Source organism: Acinetobacter sp. NRRL B-65365 (assembly GCF_001605865.1).
GTDB classification, from domain to species: Bacteria; Pseudomonadota; Gammaproteobacteria; order Pseudomonadales; family Moraxellaceae; genus Acinetobacter; species Acinetobacter vivianii.
Map to the genome: position 1 here is coordinate 1 of NZ_LRPD01000006.1, position 17,448 is coordinate 17,448.

Below are 17,448 nucleotides of genomic sequence, written 5' to 3' on the forward strand. Positions count from 1 at the left end.
TGTCGCCAGTCGTGATGCTGTCGAACTTCGCATCTTTCAACAATTCAATCTTGATACCATCTTCTGTGGTACGTGTGATTACATTCTCACCGCTGGTCTTGTCTTCTGCTGTTGTAGCATCAGCTCCACCGATGATATTTAACTTGTCACCTAACTTACGATGAACATCTGCACCTGCATTACCAGCAAAGTTCAAGCCCTTGTTTTCCAACTCGGTCTTGGTATTCGTGATCGTGTTGTTTAACTCAGTCTTGGTATCAGTAATCTGATTAGTTAACTGATCTTTAGTATCATTTAACTTGTTGTTAGTATCCGTGATCTGGTTACCTAAGTCTTTCTTCGCATCGTCTAACTTGTTGTTGGTATCCGTAATCTTGCCGTCTAAACCATCTTTAACATTCGTTAACTGATCAACATTGACTGCATCTTTACCATTTACGCCATCAGCAACATTAGTAATGACTTTATTACCAGCATTGATGCCATCTTTAGTAATGCTTGGGCCATCTTTGATGGTTAAGCCATTGTTGTTTAATACGCTGTCGCCAGTCGTGATGCTGTCGAACTTCGCATCTTTCAACAATTCAATCTTGATGCCATCTTCAGTCGTACGTGTGATCACGTTCTCACCGCTGGTCTTGTCTTCTGCTGTTGCAGCGTCAGCTCCACCGATGATATTTAACTTGTCACCCAACTTACGATGAACATCTGCACCGGCATTACCAGCAAAGTTCAAGCCTTTGTTTTCCAACTCGGTCTTGGTGTTGTTGATCGTGTTGTTTAACTCAGTCTTGGTATCAGTAATCTGATTGGTTAACTGATCTTTAGTATTGGTGATCTGGTTGCCCAAATCTTTCTTCGCGTCATCTAACTTGTTGTTGGTATCAGTAATCTGGTTACCCAAGTCTTTCTTCGCATCGTCTAACTTGTTGTTGGTATCTGTGATCTTACCGTCTAAACCATCTTTAACATTGGTTAACTGGTCAACATTGACTGCATCTTTACCATTTACGCCATCAGCAACGTTGGTAATCGTTTTATTACCCGCGTTGATGCCATCTTTAGTGATGCTTGGACCATCTTTAATAGTTAAGCCGTTGTTGTTTAATACGCTGTCGCCAGTCGTGATGCTGTCGAACTTCGCATCTTTCAACAATTCAATCTTGATGCCATCTTCTGTGGTACGTGTGATCACGTTCTCACCGCTGGTCTTGTCTTCTGCTGTTGCAGCATCAGCGCCACCTACGATGTTTAACTTGTCACCCAACTTACGATGTACGTCTGCACCGGCATTACCAGCAAAGTTCAAGCCTTTGTTTTCCAACTCGGTCTTGGTGTTCGTGATCGTGTTGTTTAACTCAGTCTTGGTATCAGTAATCTGATTGGTTAACTGATCTTTAGTATTGGTGATCTGGTTACCCAAATCTTTCTTCGCATCATCTAACTTGTTGTTGGTATCAGTAATCTGATTACCCAAGTCTTTCTTAGCATCGTCTAACTTGTTGTTGGTATCTGTGATCTTACCGTCTAAACCATCTTTAACATTGGTTAACTGGTCAACATTGACTGCATCTTTACCATTTACGCCATCAGCAACGTTAGTAATTGTTTTATTACCCGCGTTGATGCCATCTTTAGTGATGCTTGGACCATCTTTAATGGTTAAACCATTGTTGTTTAGTACGCTGTCGCCAGTGGTAATGCTGTCGAACTTCGCATCTTTCAACAATTCAATCTTGATACCATCTTCAGTCGTACGTGTGATTACATTCTCACCGCTGGTCTTGTCTTCTGCTGTTGCAGCGTCAGCTCCACCTACGATGTTTAACTTATCACCCAACTTACGATGAACATCTGCACCTGCATTACCAGCAAAGTTCAAGCCTTTGTTTTCCAACTCGGTCTTGGTGTTGTTGATCGTGTTGTTTAACTCAGTCTTGGTATCAGTAATCTGATTGGTTAACTGATCTTTAGTATTGGTGATCTGGTTACCCAAATCTTTCTTCGCATCGTCTAACTTGTTGTTGGTATCAGTAATCTGATTACCTAAGTCTTTTTTAGCATCATCTAACTTGTTGTTAGTATCAGTAATCTGATTACCTAAATCAGTTTTGGTGTTATCAATTTTCTGGTCTAAATTGGTAATGTTTTGAGTATTCTCATTTACACGAGAATCAACATTTTTAAGCTGACGTACAGTCACTGCATCAGAGTCAGCAGAACCATCTTCAACATTGGTAATACGACGCTCTTTACCAGCAGAACCAACCGAGATTACACCATTTGACATTGATGCATCACGATTTGTCAGGAATGAGCTTCCTGTCGTTTCTGTCGCAACGGCATCTTGACCCAATGCAACACTATTTTCTGCCTCAACTCGGCTGCGTGCACCTAATGCAACACCACCGACAACCATAGACTGGGCACCTTGACCAACAGCAACGGCATTTTCTTGATCGGCAATCGCACCGCCACCAATCGCAGCAGAGTTTTTACCTGTTGCTTTAGCACCACCACCAACGGCAGCAGCATTTTCATTGCTTGCTTCAGCACCTTTACCAATTGCAGCAGCACTATCACCTTTTGCCTGTGCACCGCTACCAATTGCCGCAGCACCATTACCAGTTGCTGTAGCACCTTCGCCTGGTTTGTTACCAGAACCAATTGCCGTTGAATTTGTACCAGATGCAAGTGAGTTAATACCCATCGCCGATGCACCATCACCTGTAGCTTGAGCAACTGCACCAAATGCTGATGCACCTTTGCCTGCAGCATTCGACATTACACCAAATGCAGATGAAGCATCACCTGTTGCTTTAGATGTCATACCAAAAGCAGATGCAAAAGCACCTGTACCGACAGCCTGAACACCGACAGCTGTTGAACCATGTCCAGTTTCTGTAGTTGGATATTTACCAGCCTGTAATTTACCACCTGTAATTTCAGTGTATTTTTGGCTTAATTCAACATCACGAGCAATTTTGTCAACATCATCACCACCAATCGCTACAGATGAGTTACCACGTGCAATCACATCCGCACCAATCGCGATTGACTGGTCACCAATTGCTTTCGTCTGGTCACCAATTGCAATTGACTGATTACTATAACCTGGTGTCATCCCAGCAGCGCCTTTAGTTGAAGAGTTACGACCAATCGCAACATCACCACTACCCACTGTCTCGCTTGCATTACCGACAGAAATTGCTCCAACACCTGCGCCTTTTGCATGCGAACCGACAACAACAGCATCATAACCAGTTGCAACCGCTTCTACCCCTACAGCGATTGAGTTACGAGCTTTTGCACCATCATTTTCGTAGTTACCGCTTTGTACGCCATTATCATTTACGCTGACATAATGAGTACGTGCTGCTTTTAACTGGCCCACAGTCGCTGCGTCAGAATCTACCGCACCATCTGCTACATTTTGAATACGACGCTCTGCACCCACATCACCAACAGACAAAACTCCTGTTGGCGCGGCTTGTTTCGTCAAGAAACCTTCGCCCGTTGCTTGAGTCGCTATTGAATCTTTACCTAAAGCAATACTGTTTTCAGCTTCTGAACGTGCACCTTTACCAATTGCAACACCACCATCAAAAGCAGCTTCCGCTTGGTCACCAATTACAACGGCTTCATCTTTATTCGCTTTTGCGCCAGTACCAATCGCAACTGATTTTTTACCAGTAGATGCTGAGAATGCACCAATCGCCAAAGAGTTTTCTTGTGTTGCAACCGCCCCACCACCAAATGCAATCGAATCTTTACCCGTTGCCTTTGTCGCCATATTTTTTTGGTATTCTGCGCCCGCTTGACCAGCAACTGAACCTGCATTTTCAATATCTGGTGAACCAATTGCGATAGAACGGTAGCCTTCTGCTGTTGCAGAATGTCCGATCGCTAAAGAGCCTTTTCCAGTTGCGGCAGCAACGTTACCAAGTGCTTGTGCATAATCACCTGTTGCTGCTGATTGGCGACCAATTGCTAAAGAGGTATTACCCGTTGAAAGCGCAGCTGTACCAATTGCAACTGCTGCAATTCCTTTCGTAGTTGCATATGAACCAATTGCAGTTCCAAAGTTTTCCTCAGTGGCTGCACCAGTCCCGAGACTGATCGCGCCGCCCTGTTTCATTGCACCAGCAAATGCGCCAGTTGAATTATTGTAAGGATTTTGACGATTTGCGATATTAGAAATACCAGTACCTTGCGTTTTTGAACCACAACCAATTGCGATATCTCGAGTACCAGAGGTACTTGCCTCACCCTCAGAACATGTTCCTGAAATTGAGGTGCCCGATCCAACTCCTCCACCTATATTCTTTGCCGCAAACGCAGCAGGAGAAAAACTAATTGCCCCGACCAAAACAGCGGCGGTTAAATTTGAAATTTTAGATTTAGTCTTGGTTTTACTTTTTGCTAGTTCAGAGGTTGCAACCCATGCTCCAATAGATGCATTCCAAACCACTTTATATACTTTGTTCATAAAAATTCTCAGACGTTTACTACAGTTATTGATGGTCTAAAAATGCAAATGAGCATTTTTAGTGTCAGCGCTAAAAAAGAGCCGCGGATGCTAATAAACCCGAGTAAATTGGTAAAGATCTAATGAACACTTTTTTATCAAATGTGAGACTTAATTCTCACATTCATAAAAAATCATGTGAAATAAATTCATGATTTAATTTAAAAAATAATTTTATGTTTGTTTTTGTTTTTGTTTTGTTTCTTTTTACAAATAAAGTGAAAAGTAGAGCAAAAACTCCATAAAACAATAAAATTTAATATTCAATACCTAAAATTGTCATTAATTATTGGAATAAGTAATCAAAAAAACACTTATTAGCTGGAATAAAAATAACCACACCACTATAAATTTTTACTTATCAATCACAAAACCTTGGGTTTTAGATATTGTTTGCTAAATCGAGTATGATTCTTTTATCAAAAACATTTCTCCAACCTTATGGGCCAAGATTTAAAATTATTAAGAAAACAGCTACGCTTTAAAAGAAGACAACTCTCTTCTTATGAACAAAAGCAAGCTGAACAACAAGTTTTGATCCAGCTCAGAACATCCGTTCCCTTTAAAACTTCAAGAAAAATTGGGCTGTATTTACATGCCTTTGGCGAAATTCATACACGAAAAATTCTAAGGCTCTGTTTTCAACAAGGAAAACAGGTTTACTTACCCATGATCTGTAATATGAATCAGCGACTGGTCTGGATAAGAATTGATTCCAAACAGTATTTTAATCAACGTTTTTCACACCACCCTTTAGGTATGAAAGAACCCATGGCAAACCACGGTCAACATGTTTCACATCTCGATCTGCTGATTATGCCGTTGCTGGCATGTGATTCCTCAGGCACACGTATTGGCATGGGAGGCGGTTTCTATGACCGGACATTGGCAAGCGCTCAACGGCGACCCTACCGCCTTGGTCTGGCTCATGACTTTCAATATGTAGAACAACCTTTATTAAGACAAAAATGGGATCAGCCGCTCGATGGATTACTCACGCCTAAAAAACTCTATTATTTCAAACGCTAACTTGCTCTTTTTGTTATCACAGCCTTAAATCTTGAGTAATTTAGTCTTTTTTTTATATTTTCTAAGTAAAAACCCTTGTAATTTTTAAAATGCACATCACTATAAAAACATGGCAACACCGTTGTCACTCATTAGGAGTGCCCATGTCTGAATATATTTTAAATAATGAAACAAGCTTAGAGCCACAGGTTCCAAGTGTATTACCACTATTAGCGTTACGTGATGTTGTGGTGTATCCACACATGCAAATTGCGCTATTTGTGGGTCGTGAAAAATCGATCAATGCAGTGGATGTGGCTCGTAACAGTGACAATTTAGTATTTGTAGTTGCGCAAAAAGATTCGCTTACAGAAGAAATTGATCACGACAATCTCTATCAATATGGAACCGTGGCTAAAATCGTACAAGTCGTTAATCATGAGAATGATGAAAACTGCATTAAAGTACTGATTGAAGGTCTACATCGTTCTAAGCTAGAACGCATTATTGACGGAGAGGAATACTTAACAGCTGAACATCATTTAAGCCCAATGACATTGTCTTTGGATGAAGAGACCCAAGAAACTCGCTTAAATGAATTACGTACCCTTTTTGCTCAATATGCAGAAGCAAAATTACGTAATGCGCGTGAACTCGTCGCAGCAGCAAATAAAATTGAAGACTTATTGCAATTAATGTTCTTCGTTGCAACTCGTGTGCCTTTAAATATTGAAGTAAAGCAAAAATTTTTAGAGCACGATGAATTTGAAGCTCATTTGCAAGAGTTGATGAATTATTTGATGAATCAATCTGCTGAACAGCAAATTGAACAAACGCTGCACGACAGTGTAAAACGTCAGATGGAAAAGAACCAACGTGAATACTTTCTAAATGAAAAAATGAAAGTAATTCAACGCGAACTTTCCGATATGAATGGCGGGGCTGAAGATGACGTTGCAGAAATTGAAAAACGTCTAGCTGAAGCAGATTTACCTGAACACGTACGCAAAAAAGCTGAAGCTGAGTTTCGTAAACTCAAGGCAATGCAACCTGCTTCAAGTGAAGCCGCTGTTGTTCGCAACTATCTGGAAGTGATTTTAGATACGCCATGGAACAAAGCCAGCAAAGTTAGCATTAACTTGAATAAAGCTCAGGAAATTCTCGATACAGATCACTACGGCCTAGATGACGTTAAAGATCGTATTGTGGAATATCTGGCAGTTCAGTCTCGCGTGAAAAAACTCAAAGGCCCGATCTTATGTTTGGTTGGTCCTCCAGGTGTAGGTAAAACATCGCTTGGTGAATCTGTAGCAAAAGCAACAGGCCGTGAGTTTGTCCGTATGGCACTGGGTGGTGTACGTGATGAAGCTGAAATTCGTGGTCACCGTCGTACCTATATCGGTGCGATGCCAGGTAAGATCGTGCAATCGTTGACAAAAGTTGGTGTGAAGAACCCATTGTTCTTACTCGACGAAATTGACAAGATGGCACAAGATTATCGTGGTGATCCTGCATCAGCATTGCTTGAAGTATTAGATCCATCACAAAACAGTAAGTTCAACGACCATTATTTAGATCTTGATCTTGACCTTTCTGAAGTGATGTTCATCTGTACTGCAAACAGCATGAATATTCCTGAGGCCCTACTGGACCGTATGGAAGTGATTCGTCTACCGGGTTATACCGAAGATGAAAAAGTCAATATTGCTGAACGCTACCTTGTTCCGAAAGCAATCAAGAACAATGGTTTACGTACCAAAGAATTGACTGTTCATGAAGAAGCAATTCGTGACATCGTTCAACGTTATACACGTGAAGCGGGTGTTCGTAGTTTAGAGCGTGAAGTTTCTAAAATTGCCCGTAAAGTGGTGAAAGAAGCGGTAAGCAAAAAGTCGAAAAACTTACAGATCGACGTGACTTCTGCAAACCTTCCTGAATACTTAGGTCCACATAAGTTTGACTTTGGTATCGCAGAAGATGAAGCACAAGTCGGACGTGTAAATGGTTTGGCTTGGACGTCTGTCGGTGGCGAATTGCTGACAATCGAAGTTGCGGCTGTTAAAGGTAAAGGTAAATTCATTACGACCGGTTCGCTCGGTGATGTTATGAAAGAGTCGATTACCGCAGCAATGACAGTTGTACGTACCCGCGCTGATGAATTGGGAATTGAATCATCTCGTTTCGAAGAAACCGATGTTCACGTTCACTTACCTGAAGGCGCAACGCCAAAAGATGGTCCATCTGCTGGTTTAGCCCTTACGACTGCCCTTGTATCGGCATTCACAGGTATTCCGATTCGTCCAGATATCGCTATGACAGGTGAAACCAGTCTTGGTGGTCGCGCAATGCGTATTGGTGGTCTGAAAGAAAAACTTCTTGCAGCACACCGTGGTGGAATCAAACTGGTCTTCATTCCACAAGATAACGTTCGCGACTTGGCTGAGATTCCAGACAACGTGAAAGAAGGTTTAGAAATCAAAGCTGTGAAAAGCATTGATGAAATCTTACCTTTAGCGTTAACGGATACACCAAAGCCTTTACCAAAAACACCGATTGTGAAACCGGTGGAAGATGCAAAGGCAGCCCGTCACTAAACTGTGAGTTGCAATAAAAAAGAGAGCTTTGGCTCTCTTTTTTTGTTACACATTATGGTTGAAAAACAACCAATATCTTGCATAATAAAATAGAGTCGATAAAACAAAGATCAAATTTGGCTCAATGAACTCATTTTAGTGCCATCTGAACTCCAGACGGATGGCTCTTTGATCGCAGCTCATACTCATTTTGAGCTGCGTTTTTTATGGGTGATCTAAAATAAGCTTTTGTATTTTTTATGACAAGATAAATCCCATGTTTTGCCCTATGCAGGTCGGCAGCCTTTATAATGTGTAGAATTTGCCAAATAAGCCTTAGTTATGAAAATTCGCATTCTTACCATTGGTCAAAAAATGCCAGCATGGGTACTCACTGGATTTGAAGACTATTTCAAACGCATTCAGCCTTTTGTACAAACGCAGGTCATTGAACTTCCGATGGCAAAGCGTGGCAAAAATGATTCTGAAGCTGATATTTTGAAATATTGCCAAATCGAAGGTGAAAGTATTCTAAATGCGCTCAAGCCAAATGAAACCTTGATTGCTTTAGAGGTCGGTGGACGCGAACTCAGTACTGAAAAACTGGCAGATACCATGAAGCAATGGATGCTTGAAGGCAACGATATTGCGCTTGCCATTGGTGGACCAGATGGACATTCAGATGCGGTTCGTAAAGCAGCAGCTTGGCATTGGTCACTGTCTAAATTGACGATGCCCCACCCGATGGTTCGTATCTTACTCATTGAGCAATTATATCGTGCCATGAGTATTAACCATAATCATCCTTATCATCGGGCTTAAATACTGTTCTGATTTTAGAACAATATGTTGAAGTTTAATGGCTGTCACTGTCATCACTTTTTTGTCACGATAACCATGTCATTTTCACTAGGTGCACACACATGAACGCTCAGACCTTACCCGGACTATTTATCTCTCATGGTTCACCTATGCTTGCACTTGACCCAGAACAGGTTGGCCCAGCACTGCATCGTTTGGGTAGCAATCTGCCTAAACCAGAAGCCATTATTGTCATGTCTGCACATTGGGAAAGTCAGGCGCTGGAAGTCAGCACATCGACTCGACCAGAAACCTGGCATGACTTCCGTGGTTTTCCACCAGCACTTTATGAGATTCGCTACCCTGCTGCGGGCGCACCTCAGTTGGCCGAAGAAATACTGAAGCGATTTGCGGAGGCTGGTTTAGCTGCACATGCCAATAGTACACGTCCGCGTGATCATGGGGTCTGGATGCCGTTATTACACATGTATCCAGACGCAGATATTCCTGTGATCGAAATCTCGTTACCCATCCATATGAATGCCGATGATATTTATAAAATCGGACAAGTACTTTCACCTTTACGCGAACAACAGATTTTGCTGATCGGTTCAGGCAGTATTACCCACAACCTTGCCGAGCTTTCGTGGCAAGCTGATGCCGATGTACCCGTTTGGGCAAGTACTTTCCGTAATTCGGTTGTCAACAAACTCACACATCAGGATTATGATGCTGTGCTCGACTGGCCATCCCTCCCTTATGTTCAAAGAAACCACCCTTCTCTTGAGCATTTTGCGCCACTTTTCTTTGCCATGGGCACAGGTAATCGCTTCAACGTTGTCCATAGCAGCTTTTCAATGGGATCATTGGGAATGGATATTTACCGATTCGATTAAATATCAAACTACATCACATAAAAAACAAAATAGGCTTGCGTATAATATTAGCAAGCCTATAAATCCATTATATTTTTTAAAATTTACAAATAGAAACATTTAACGAACTTAATGCCTAAACGGATTACATGCTCTTTTTTTAAGAATACTTTAAGCTTATTGCTGTTATTTATTTCCCGTTGTTTTGAATATGAAAATTAAATATTTAGTTCTTGCATTACTTCCACTTTCTTTAATGGCGTGTCAAACAGTACAAAACGTGACTGACAACGTAATTTCACAAATTAATACAACTGCTGCAAAAAATTTGGCTGAATACAACTGGACTTACCAAGGTTCAAAAGCATCTAAACCTTTGGTTTTAGCATTTAGTGCAGACCAGAAACTTTCAATCCAAACGGGTTGTAACAACCAAGGCGGTACTTGGAAAGTTGAAGGCAATACCATTGTAACCTCTCCACTTGTATCAACCATGATGGCTTGTGCAGATGATTTAATGCAACAAGAACGTTTATCTTCTGATATTTTCAGCGAGAAAAAAGTACCATTTGAGATCAGCACTGTAAATGGTCAGGCAATCTTGACTGTTACTGATGGCAAAGGTCAAAAACACGTATTCACAGGTGCTAAAGTGACAAATAACAATGTATTGACTAACTATACATGGTCATATCAACCTGCTGACACAAAACGTCCAATCGTATTAAGTTTCTTGGCAAATGACCGTTTATCTGTAGATACGGGCTGTAACCGTCAAAATACTTCTTGGAAAATTGAAAACGGTGCGATCGTTACAGGTGACTTGGCTTCAACATTGATGGCTTGTGAACCTGCATTGATGAAACAAGAGCAGTTTGCAGGTGATCTTTTACAAAAACGTAAAATCGCTTTTGAAGTAAATGCAACGAATCCAGAGCAACCGACTTTGGTTATCGCTGATGCAAAAGGCCAAAAATATACATTTGTTGGTAAAATGACACCTGAAGCAAAATACCAGTCTGAAGGTAAAACTGTTTTCTTGGAAATTTCGCCAGAAACTAAATCTTGCACAGGCGTTGCTCCACAAACTTGTATGCAAGTTCGTGAAGTTAAATATGATGACAAAGGTTTAAAAACTTACGCTGACAAAAACTGGTCGCTTTACTACGGTCAAATCGAAGGTTTTGAGCACAATCCACAACAACGCGTAATTGTACGTGTGAAACGTTTTGACGTTCAAAACCCAGCTGCTGATCAATCAAGCATTGCAGACGTATTAGATATGGTTGTTGAACAAGAGATTGTTAAAAAACCATAATTTATACCTGTAAATAAAAAAATCCGATGTCTTAACATCGGATTTTTTTATGAAAAGTCCCGTTTGATGAAAGGGAAATTCTTAATAAATACCTTGTGCTAAAATTGCATCAGCAACTTTTACAAAGCCAGCAATATTGGCACCATCAACATAGTTAATTGAACCATCTTCCTGCGTACCGTATTTAACACAGTTACGATGAATCTCTTTCATGATTGCATGTAAACGCTCGTCCACCTGTTCAAAAGACCAACCTAGACGATTCGCATTTTGAGACATTTCTAGACCAGAGGTTGCAACGCCACCTGCATTTGAAGCTTTACCTGGTGCATATAAAATCTTCGCTTCAACAAACTTTTCAACAGCCTCAAGCGTTGATGGCATGTTGGCCCCTTCTGCCACGCAAATCACACCATTTGCCAGTAAAGTTGCCGCATCTTCCGCTTTTAACTCATTTTGTGTTGCACACGGCAAAGCAATATCCGCAGGAATATGCCAAGGTGTTTGACCCTCGAAATATTCGAAACCATGTTTTGAAGCAAATTCGGAAATACGGCCACGTTTTTCGTTTTTCAGTTCCATCACTTCATCAAGTAGTGCTTTGCTGAAACCATTTTTTAAATAGACTGTTCCGTTTGAATCCGACAAGGTCACAACTTTTGCGCCCAAGAACATGGCTTTTTCTGCTGCATATTGAGCGACATTACCAGAACCTGAGATCGAAACCGTTTTACCTGCAAAGCTTTGACCACGGGTTTTCAACATTTCTTCTGCAAAATAAACCGTTCCATAACCCGTCGCTTCTGGACGAGCCAATGAACCACCGAATGAAATTCCTTTACCAGTAAAAACACATGAAGTGTCATTGCTGAGCTTCTTCATCATACCGGTCATATAGCCAACTTCACGACCACCAACCCCAATATCCCCCGCAGGAATATCCGTATTCGAACCAAGATGACGATAAAGCTCCAGCATCAATGCCTGGCAAAAACGCATAATTTCTGCATCTGATTTACCTTTCGGATCGAAATCAGAACCACCTTTACCACCGCCCATGGGTAACGTCGTTAAGGCATTTTTAAAGGTTTGTTCAAAGCCTAAAAACTTTAAAATCGATAGATTCACTGAAGGGTGAAAACGCATTCCCCCTTTATAAGGTCCAATCGCTGAGTTGTATTGCACACGGAAGGCACGATTTACATGAGTTTGACCTTGATCATCCATCCATGAAACACGGAACTGGATCGCACGCTCAGGTTCAACCAGTCGTTCCAAAAGACCGTATTGAGCATACTTAGGATTTTTCTCAATGAACGGCCACAAACTTGTCATGACTTCTTCGACAGCTTGTAAAAATTCAGGTTGATTAGGATCTCTAGCTTTAACGTAATCGAGAAAGTCATTTAAGCTATTGTATTTCAATATTCATCCCCAAGTCAGTGATTTATCTTGGTGCGGAAAATGCACCAAAATAGAATATCGCATATATTTAATACAGATTACTATTCCATCACACTATTATTTTTTAGGCCAATTTATATATAATTAAAAATCAAAAACTTAATTAAATAAATGTTCATTATTTTTATAATAAATATTGCCGATATTGTCTAAAAATTAATGCCATATTCTGCTCACTTTCCTATTCGGTCAAAGCCAAGCATCAACAAATCGCACTAGAAAACACCAGTGTTCGCACTATTTTTAAGCAAAATCCAAAACACTATCTGTATAATTTTCCAACCTTGCTACGCCGTCATAAGTCATTATTTGCTATACTAAGCTCCCTGTTTTTTGCTTCATCCTCCCCATGTCACCATCTGCACAACATTCTCTTATTGTCCAAATAGATCAGCTATTACCACAAACACAATGTGGTTTATGCGGTCATCGTGATGGATGCTTACCTTATGCAAAATCGATTGCAGAAGGTGAAGAGGCAAATAAATGTGTGCCAGGTGGCCAGCCCGTTGCTGATGCATTGGCAGCACTGTTACAACGCCCGTCTCTACCCGCCGAGCCAAGTGTCTGGGAAATTCAGGAGGATGGTCGCCCACAGCGCATAAAAGCGATTATTCGGGAAGATGAGTGTATTGGCTGTACCAAGTGTATTAGTGCCTGCCCAGTAGATGCGATCATCGGCAGTGGTAAGTTGATGCACAGCATTTTGACCGATCTGTGTACAGGCTGTGAATTATGTATTCCACCTTGTCCAGTCGATTGCATTGATCTGGTGGCAGATACCAAACCCTTGCCAACTATAGAACAACGCAGTGTTGAACAGGATGATTTAAGGCATCGCTACTATGCGCATATTCAACGTGAAGAGAAACGTCGTTTAAGCCGTAAAGGACCCATTGTCCGTGCAGAAATTGATGTGGAATTCTTTGCCCAGTTTTCTCAGGCACTCAACAATGTTCCTGTGATTACGCTCGTGGATAAACCCAAAGAAACGCCAACACTGGATGCTAAAACCACGATTGAACTTGCCAAACTACGCACACAAATCAAGAAACTGGAAAAACAGTTGAGTGTACGTGTAGATGAGCAGAAACAAGCACAGTTACTGGCTTTACAACAACGTTTAAATGAATTGCAGGACATCTAAATGCCCGTTAAAAATATGACCAAAAAGCAGATTCAGACTTTTTTCGAACGTTTACGTGAGCAGCGGCCTCATCCACAAACTGAGCTGAACTATTCTTCGCCTTTTGAATTGCTTATTGCCGTTCTGCTTTCGGCTCAGGCAACCGATGTCAGCGTGAATAAAGCCACGGATAAACTCTATCCTGTTGCCAATACCGCTCAGGCTATTTTAAATCTTGGGGTGGATGGCTTAAAAGAATATATCAAGACTATTGGCCTATATAACTCTAAAGCCGAGAATGTGATTAAAACCTGCCGTATTCTTGTGGAGCAGTATCAAGGCAATATTCCAGAAACACGTAAAGAACTGGAAGCTTTACCTGGTGTAGGCCGTAAAACAGCGAATGTGGTACTGAATACGGCATTTGGTCAGCCGACCATGGCGGTCGATACCCATATTTTCCGTGTGGGTAATCGTACTGGTCTGGCGGTGGGTAAAAATGTGCTTGAGGTTGAAGACCGCTTGGTTAAAGTGATTCCGAAAGAGTTTATTATTGATGCGCACCACTGGCTGATCTTGCATGGTCGTTATTGCTGTATTGCGCGTAAACCGAAGTGTGGTGAGTGTGTGGTTGCTGATGTCTGTAACTGGCCAGACCGCTTTGAATTTGGCGCGAATAAAGCCATTACAATAAAAAACCTCAGTTAATCCTGAGGTTTTTTATGCTGTTGTAGTTTTGGATGTAGCTGACGTGTTTTACCGTTCAGTTTATTTTCCAAAGCCTGCTGTTTTTGCACATGACGTAACATTTTTTGGCTTTGATATACTAAAAACAACAGCAAAACCAAGCTGAAAATCACAACTAAAATCAGAACAACTTTTAGTAGCATAGCCCTTCTCCAAAATAAAAAGAGCCCTATATTCAGAGCTCTTTTATCATCTGCAATTCAGATTATTTGTCTAAAATTGCAAATAAATCGGCTTGAACGTTTTCGATCGGACGTAAACCATTCAGCTTATCGTAAGTCGGTGCATTTTCACCAGAAGCAGCACGACCTTGATAGAAGCCAACCAATTGCTCAGTTTCGCTGTGGTAAGAACCAAGACGCTTACGAATCGTTTCTTCTTGGTCATCTGGACGTTGTACAAGGTCTTCGCCTGTTTCGTCATCTTTACCTTCCACTTTTGGTGGATTGTAAACCGTGTGATAAACACGGCCAGATGCTGGATGCTGACGACGACCAGAAAGACGTTGAACAATCTCTTCATCTGGTACATCAATTTCGATCACATGATCAATACTGATGCCAGCTGATTCTAATGCTTCAGCTTGTGGGATTGTGCGTGGGAAACCGTCAAAGATACAACCATTTTCACAATCAGGCTGAGCAATACGTTCTTTCACCAAACCAATGATCAGTTCATCAGAAACTAAACCGCCTGATTCCATGACACTTTTTGCTTTTAAGCCAAGTTCAGTACCTTCACGAATTGCAGCACGGAGCATATCACCGGTTGAAATTTGTGGGATATTGTAGCGCTTACAGATCAACTGAGCTTGAGTACCTTTGCCTGCCCCAGGTGGTCCGAGTAAAATAATGCGCATAAAAGAACATCCTCATTTAAAAACAATAAATCTTAAATTGAGCAATATCATACAGAGTTATCGCTCAACCAACATCAAATTAATTATAAGAAAGCAACAAATAAGTGAATTAAACCAGCAAAGAAACCAGTCACTCCACCTAGTACAATTAAAATCCACTCATCTTCCTGAAAAGCAGGACGCAATAAATTCTGGAACTCTTTCGGTGTTAGTTCACGGATGCGGTCTCTAAACATTTGAAAGATCTTCTGCGCACGACTTGCATTCAGAGCTGGGTCACATACTGGTCCCATGGTAATTTCAATTGAGCGATCAATCAAGTCAGTCTTGAGTCTAGCATACTCTCTTGGACCTAATGAAAGCTGCAATGACGTTCTGACTAATGGGGTTTCCATGATTTCATTGATATGGCGCTTGACAATACGGCGTGTTTTGTCTTTTTTGCTACCATACATCATTTCAGTCATGATCGATTTTAAAGTAATTAAATCTTCCGTAACCACACTGGCAAATACATCCGAAACCTCTTCCTGACGCTTCATAAATGCACCTTGCACATTGTAGGTTCCAATCTTTAAGACAGGTACAATCCACGGGAATTTACGGTCTTTGGTCAAGCGGAAGATCTGTGGATAGCGAATATAGTGCGGTTCAATCGGATTGAAGACCATCCAGATCGCAATCCAGTTGGTCAAAAAGCCCCAGATTGCAGCCCAGAATGGAACGGTCCAGTGCCACGGCACCACAAACCAGACAATCATCTGGAAAATACCAAAGAACATACCAATTAACGCACTGATATGCCAAATAAAGTTGATCTCTTTCTGCCCTACTTTCAGGAACATGCGCACCATTAAACGGCGATCACCTTCCATCTGGCTCACCACCATTTCACGCATATCGACCAGTGACTCCACGTTCATGGTCAGCTCAGTCACAAGTTCCCTTAAGGTATTGGGTAATTGTTTATGCGCTTGTGCATAGATACGGCGTTTAATTGAATAAGGCAGGTTTTCCCAGAGCACAGCATTTCGGTCGATCATGACCTCATCAATCAGGTGTTCAAGCTCAAAACCAACTTGTTCACCAATAATCATGGCCATATCTTCAGGATCCATTGCTTCCAGAAACTCTCGCAATGATCCCAACTTAGATAAAGTATTATCGGTAATGATGCCTGAAATACGTCCAGCTTTACGCGGCACGATCCCTTGCCAACCTACAGGTAATGGGCCTAAATGGAATCCCCAGAAATTAATTGGGTAAAATACCATTTTCAGTGCCATCCACACGTGCGCCCAAGTTACAAAGGCGGTCACTGGAATGATACTTAAGACTGCCAGATGGTCAGGTCGATTTAAGAAAATCTGCCACAATTCATTGACGTAATCAAACATGCATGACTCTCAGAATTATTGATACATGATGGCTTATAAAAGAATAAATCTGCATTTCCCTCTTATAAACCAAAACTTAAGGTGTAAGAAAACTGGAGCACAGGTTGTGCTTTTTTCACAGTGTTGCCATCCCCATCTTCTAATTTTTCACGTACTCCGGCGCCAACACTGAATGTACTAATTCGTTCATTGTTCAGCCAGACATATGCAAGATCCGCACCCACGCCTAGATTGGCTTTTTGTTTACCACCATAATTTTTACTGTCTAAATGGCCCGCATAGACCCCAACATAATAACCATTTTTATCTGTACCCGTTAAATAGTACGGATAGCGAAAGCCGACCTGTCCACCAATTTCATTGTCGTCATTTAAAAATGCACCCGCTTTCGCATAGGCAATTCCATAAGGATTTACCCATTCTAAATTGCCATGTAATAATTTTTTAGTAAAACCCGCCCCGACATTCCATGTTGACACGTTTGCATCTTTCAATTTTGGTTCAGGCATAAATGGATTATCATCCGCATGTGCTAAGCCTGTAAGTGTTAAAACCGATAATAAAAGGCAAATTTTTCTCATTATTTTCTCCATTTTCCCTATGTGTGTATTGGAAAATCCTATTTCGAATAGTTTGTGACTTTAACAGAATTATTTTGCTTCTAATATACAAGACCCTATAATTTTAATGTCTACAAAGTCAAAAGCTGTCGCATGAACAATTGCATGAATTGTTGAAAATTCTACAGTATG

The 17,448-nt window shown here is 41.2% G+C and carries 13 protein-coding genes; 7 read left to right on the forward strand and 6 right to left on the reverse strand.

The window, feature by feature from the left end:
- Positions 1–4,489: trimeric autotransporter adhesin Ata (ata, locus tag AWW72_RS03585; RefSeq protein ID WP_062846471.1), on the reverse strand; the 4,489-nt coding region annotated here is incomplete at its 3' end.
- A gap of 480 nt (positions 4,490–4,969) precedes the next feature.
- Between ata and AWW72_RS03590 the strand changes: the two genes are divergently transcribed.
- The 5 genes from AWW72_RS03590 to AWW72_RS03610 all read left to right on the forward strand — a co-directional run bounded on the left by AWW72_RS03590 (position 4,970) and on the right by AWW72_RS03610 (position 11,103).
- Positions 4,970–5,557: a 5-formyltetrahydrofolate cyclo-ligase gene (locus tag AWW72_RS03590; RefSeq protein ID WP_062846472.1), complete on the forward strand. Its 588-nt coding sequence runs from the start codon at positions 4,970–4,972 to the stop codon at positions 5,555–5,557.
- Between the two features lie 143 nt (positions 5,558–5,700).
- Positions 5,701–8,130, forward strand: coding sequence for an endopeptidase La (gene lon / locus AWW72_RS03595; RefSeq protein WP_004770206.1), 2,430 nt, complete (start codon positions 5,701–5,703; stop codon positions 8,128–8,130).
- Positions 8,131–8,451: 321 nt separating this feature from the next.
- Positions 8,452–8,931 (forward strand): 23S rRNA (pseudouridine(1915)-N(3))-methyltransferase RlmH, encoded by a 480-nt coding sequence (gene rlmH, locus AWW72_RS03600; RefSeq protein WP_047426916.1) that lies wholly within the window; start codon positions 8,452–8,454, stop codon positions 8,929–8,931.
- Between the two features lie 101 nt (positions 8,932–9,032).
- Complete coding sequence (locus AWW72_RS03605) at positions 9,033–9,806, forward strand: DODA-type extradiol aromatic ring-opening family dioxygenase (protein ID WP_062846473.1); 774 nt, start codon at positions 9,033–9,035, stop codon at positions 9,804–9,806.
- A gap of 190 nt (positions 9,807–9,996) precedes the next feature.
- On the forward strand, positions 9,997–11,103 hold the full coding sequence (locus AWW72_RS03610; protein ID WP_004770211.1) for an META and DUF4377 domain-containing protein: 1,107 nt from the start codon (positions 9,997–9,999) through the stop codon (positions 11,101–11,103).
- An 81-nt stretch (positions 11,104–11,184) separates the two neighbouring features.
- Here the strand turns inward: AWW72_RS03610 and gdhA are convergent, their stop codons facing one another.
- Positions 11,185–12,531 carry an NADP-specific glutamate dehydrogenase gene (gene gdhA / locus AWW72_RS03615; RefSeq protein ID WP_005258927.1) on the reverse strand — a complete coding sequence of 449 codons (1,347 nt, stop codon included), beginning with the start codon at positions 12,529–12,531 and terminating at the stop codon, positions 11,185–11,187.
- A gap of 385 nt (positions 12,532–12,916) precedes the next feature.
- Here gdhA and AWW72_RS03620 point away from each other — a divergent pair, with 385 nt between their 5' ends.
- Both AWW72_RS03620 and nth read left to right on the forward strand, forming a co-directional pair.
- On the forward strand, positions 12,917–13,714 hold the full coding sequence (locus AWW72_RS03620) for an RnfABCDGE type electron transport complex subunit B (protein WP_062846475.1): 798 nt from the start codon (positions 12,917–12,919) through the stop codon (positions 13,712–13,714).
- Positions 13,715–14,401: an endonuclease III gene (nth, locus tag AWW72_RS03625; RefSeq protein ID WP_062846476.1), complete on the forward strand. Its 687-nt coding sequence runs from the start codon at positions 13,715–13,717 to the stop codon at positions 14,399–14,401.
- Here nth and AWW72_RS03630 read toward each other — a convergent pair.
- The 4 genes from AWW72_RS03630 to AWW72_RS03645 form a co-directional block, all read right to left on the reverse strand.
- The gene (locus AWW72_RS03630; RefSeq protein WP_062846477.1) at positions 14,398–14,583 is read right to left on the reverse strand and encodes a hypothetical protein; all 186 of its coding nucleotides are present in this window, start codon (positions 14,581–14,583) and stop codon (positions 14,398–14,400) included. The genes nth and AWW72_RS03630 overlap by 4 nt on opposite strands.
- A 62-nt stretch (positions 14,584–14,645) precedes the next feature.
- Entirely contained in the window at positions 14,646–15,299 is a 654-nt protein-coding gene (gene adk, locus AWW72_RS03635; protein WP_004770217.1) for an adenylate kinase, read from the reverse strand.
- An 83-nt stretch (positions 15,300–15,382) separates the two neighbouring features.
- Positions 15,383–16,696, reverse strand: a complete 1,314-nt coding sequence (locus tag AWW72_RS03640) for a DUF445 domain-containing protein (RefSeq protein ID WP_004652140.1) — start codon at positions 16,694–16,696, stop codon at positions 15,383–15,385.
- Between the two features lie 62 nt (positions 16,697–16,758).
- A complete protein-coding gene (locus AWW72_RS03645; RefSeq protein WP_004770219.1) occupies positions 16,759–17,277 on the reverse strand; it encodes a hypothetical protein in 519 nt (172 codons plus the stop codon).
- Positions 17,278–17,448: the final 171 nt, after the last annotated feature.

Coding starts and splice junctions, on each gene's coding strand:
- AWW72_RS03590 (WP_062846472.1), top strand. CDS start 4,970: ATGGGCCAAGATTTAAAATTATTAAGAAAACAGCTACGCTTTAAAAGA.
- lon (WP_004770206.1), top strand. CDS start 5,701: ATGTCTGAATATATTTTAAATAATGAAACAAGCTTAGAGCCACAGGTT.
- rlmH (WP_047426916.1), top strand. CDS start 8,452: ATGAAAATTCGCATTCTTACCATTGGTCAAAAAATGCCAGCATGGGTA.
- AWW72_RS03605 (WP_062846473.1), top strand. CDS start 9,033: ATGAACGCTCAGACCTTACCCGGACTATTTATCTCTCATGGTTCACCT.
- AWW72_RS03610 (WP_004770211.1), top strand. CDS start 9,997: ATGAAAATTAAATATTTAGTTCTTGCATTACTTCCACTTTCTTTAATG.
- AWW72_RS03620 (WP_062846475.1), top strand. CDS start 12,917: ATGTCACCATCTGCACAACATTCTCTTATTGTCCAAATAGATCAGCTA.
- nth (WP_062846476.1), top strand. CDS start 13,715: ATGCCCGTTAAAAATATGACCAAAAAGCAGATTCAGACTTTTTTCGAA.
- AWW72_RS03630 (WP_062846477.1), bottom strand. CDS start 14,583: ATGCTACTAAAAGTTGTTCTGATTTTAGTTGTGATTTTCAGCTTGGTT.
- adk (WP_004770217.1), bottom strand. CDS start 15,299: ATGCGCATTATTTTACTCGGACCACCTGGGGCAGGCAAAGGTACTCAA.
- AWW72_RS03640 (WP_004652140.1), bottom strand. CDS start 16,696: ATGTTTGATTACGTCAATGAATTGTGGCAGATTTTCTTAAATCGACCT.
- AWW72_RS03645 (WP_004770219.1), bottom strand. CDS start 17,277: ATGAGAAAAATTTGCCTTTTATTATCGGTTTTAACACTTACAGGCTTA.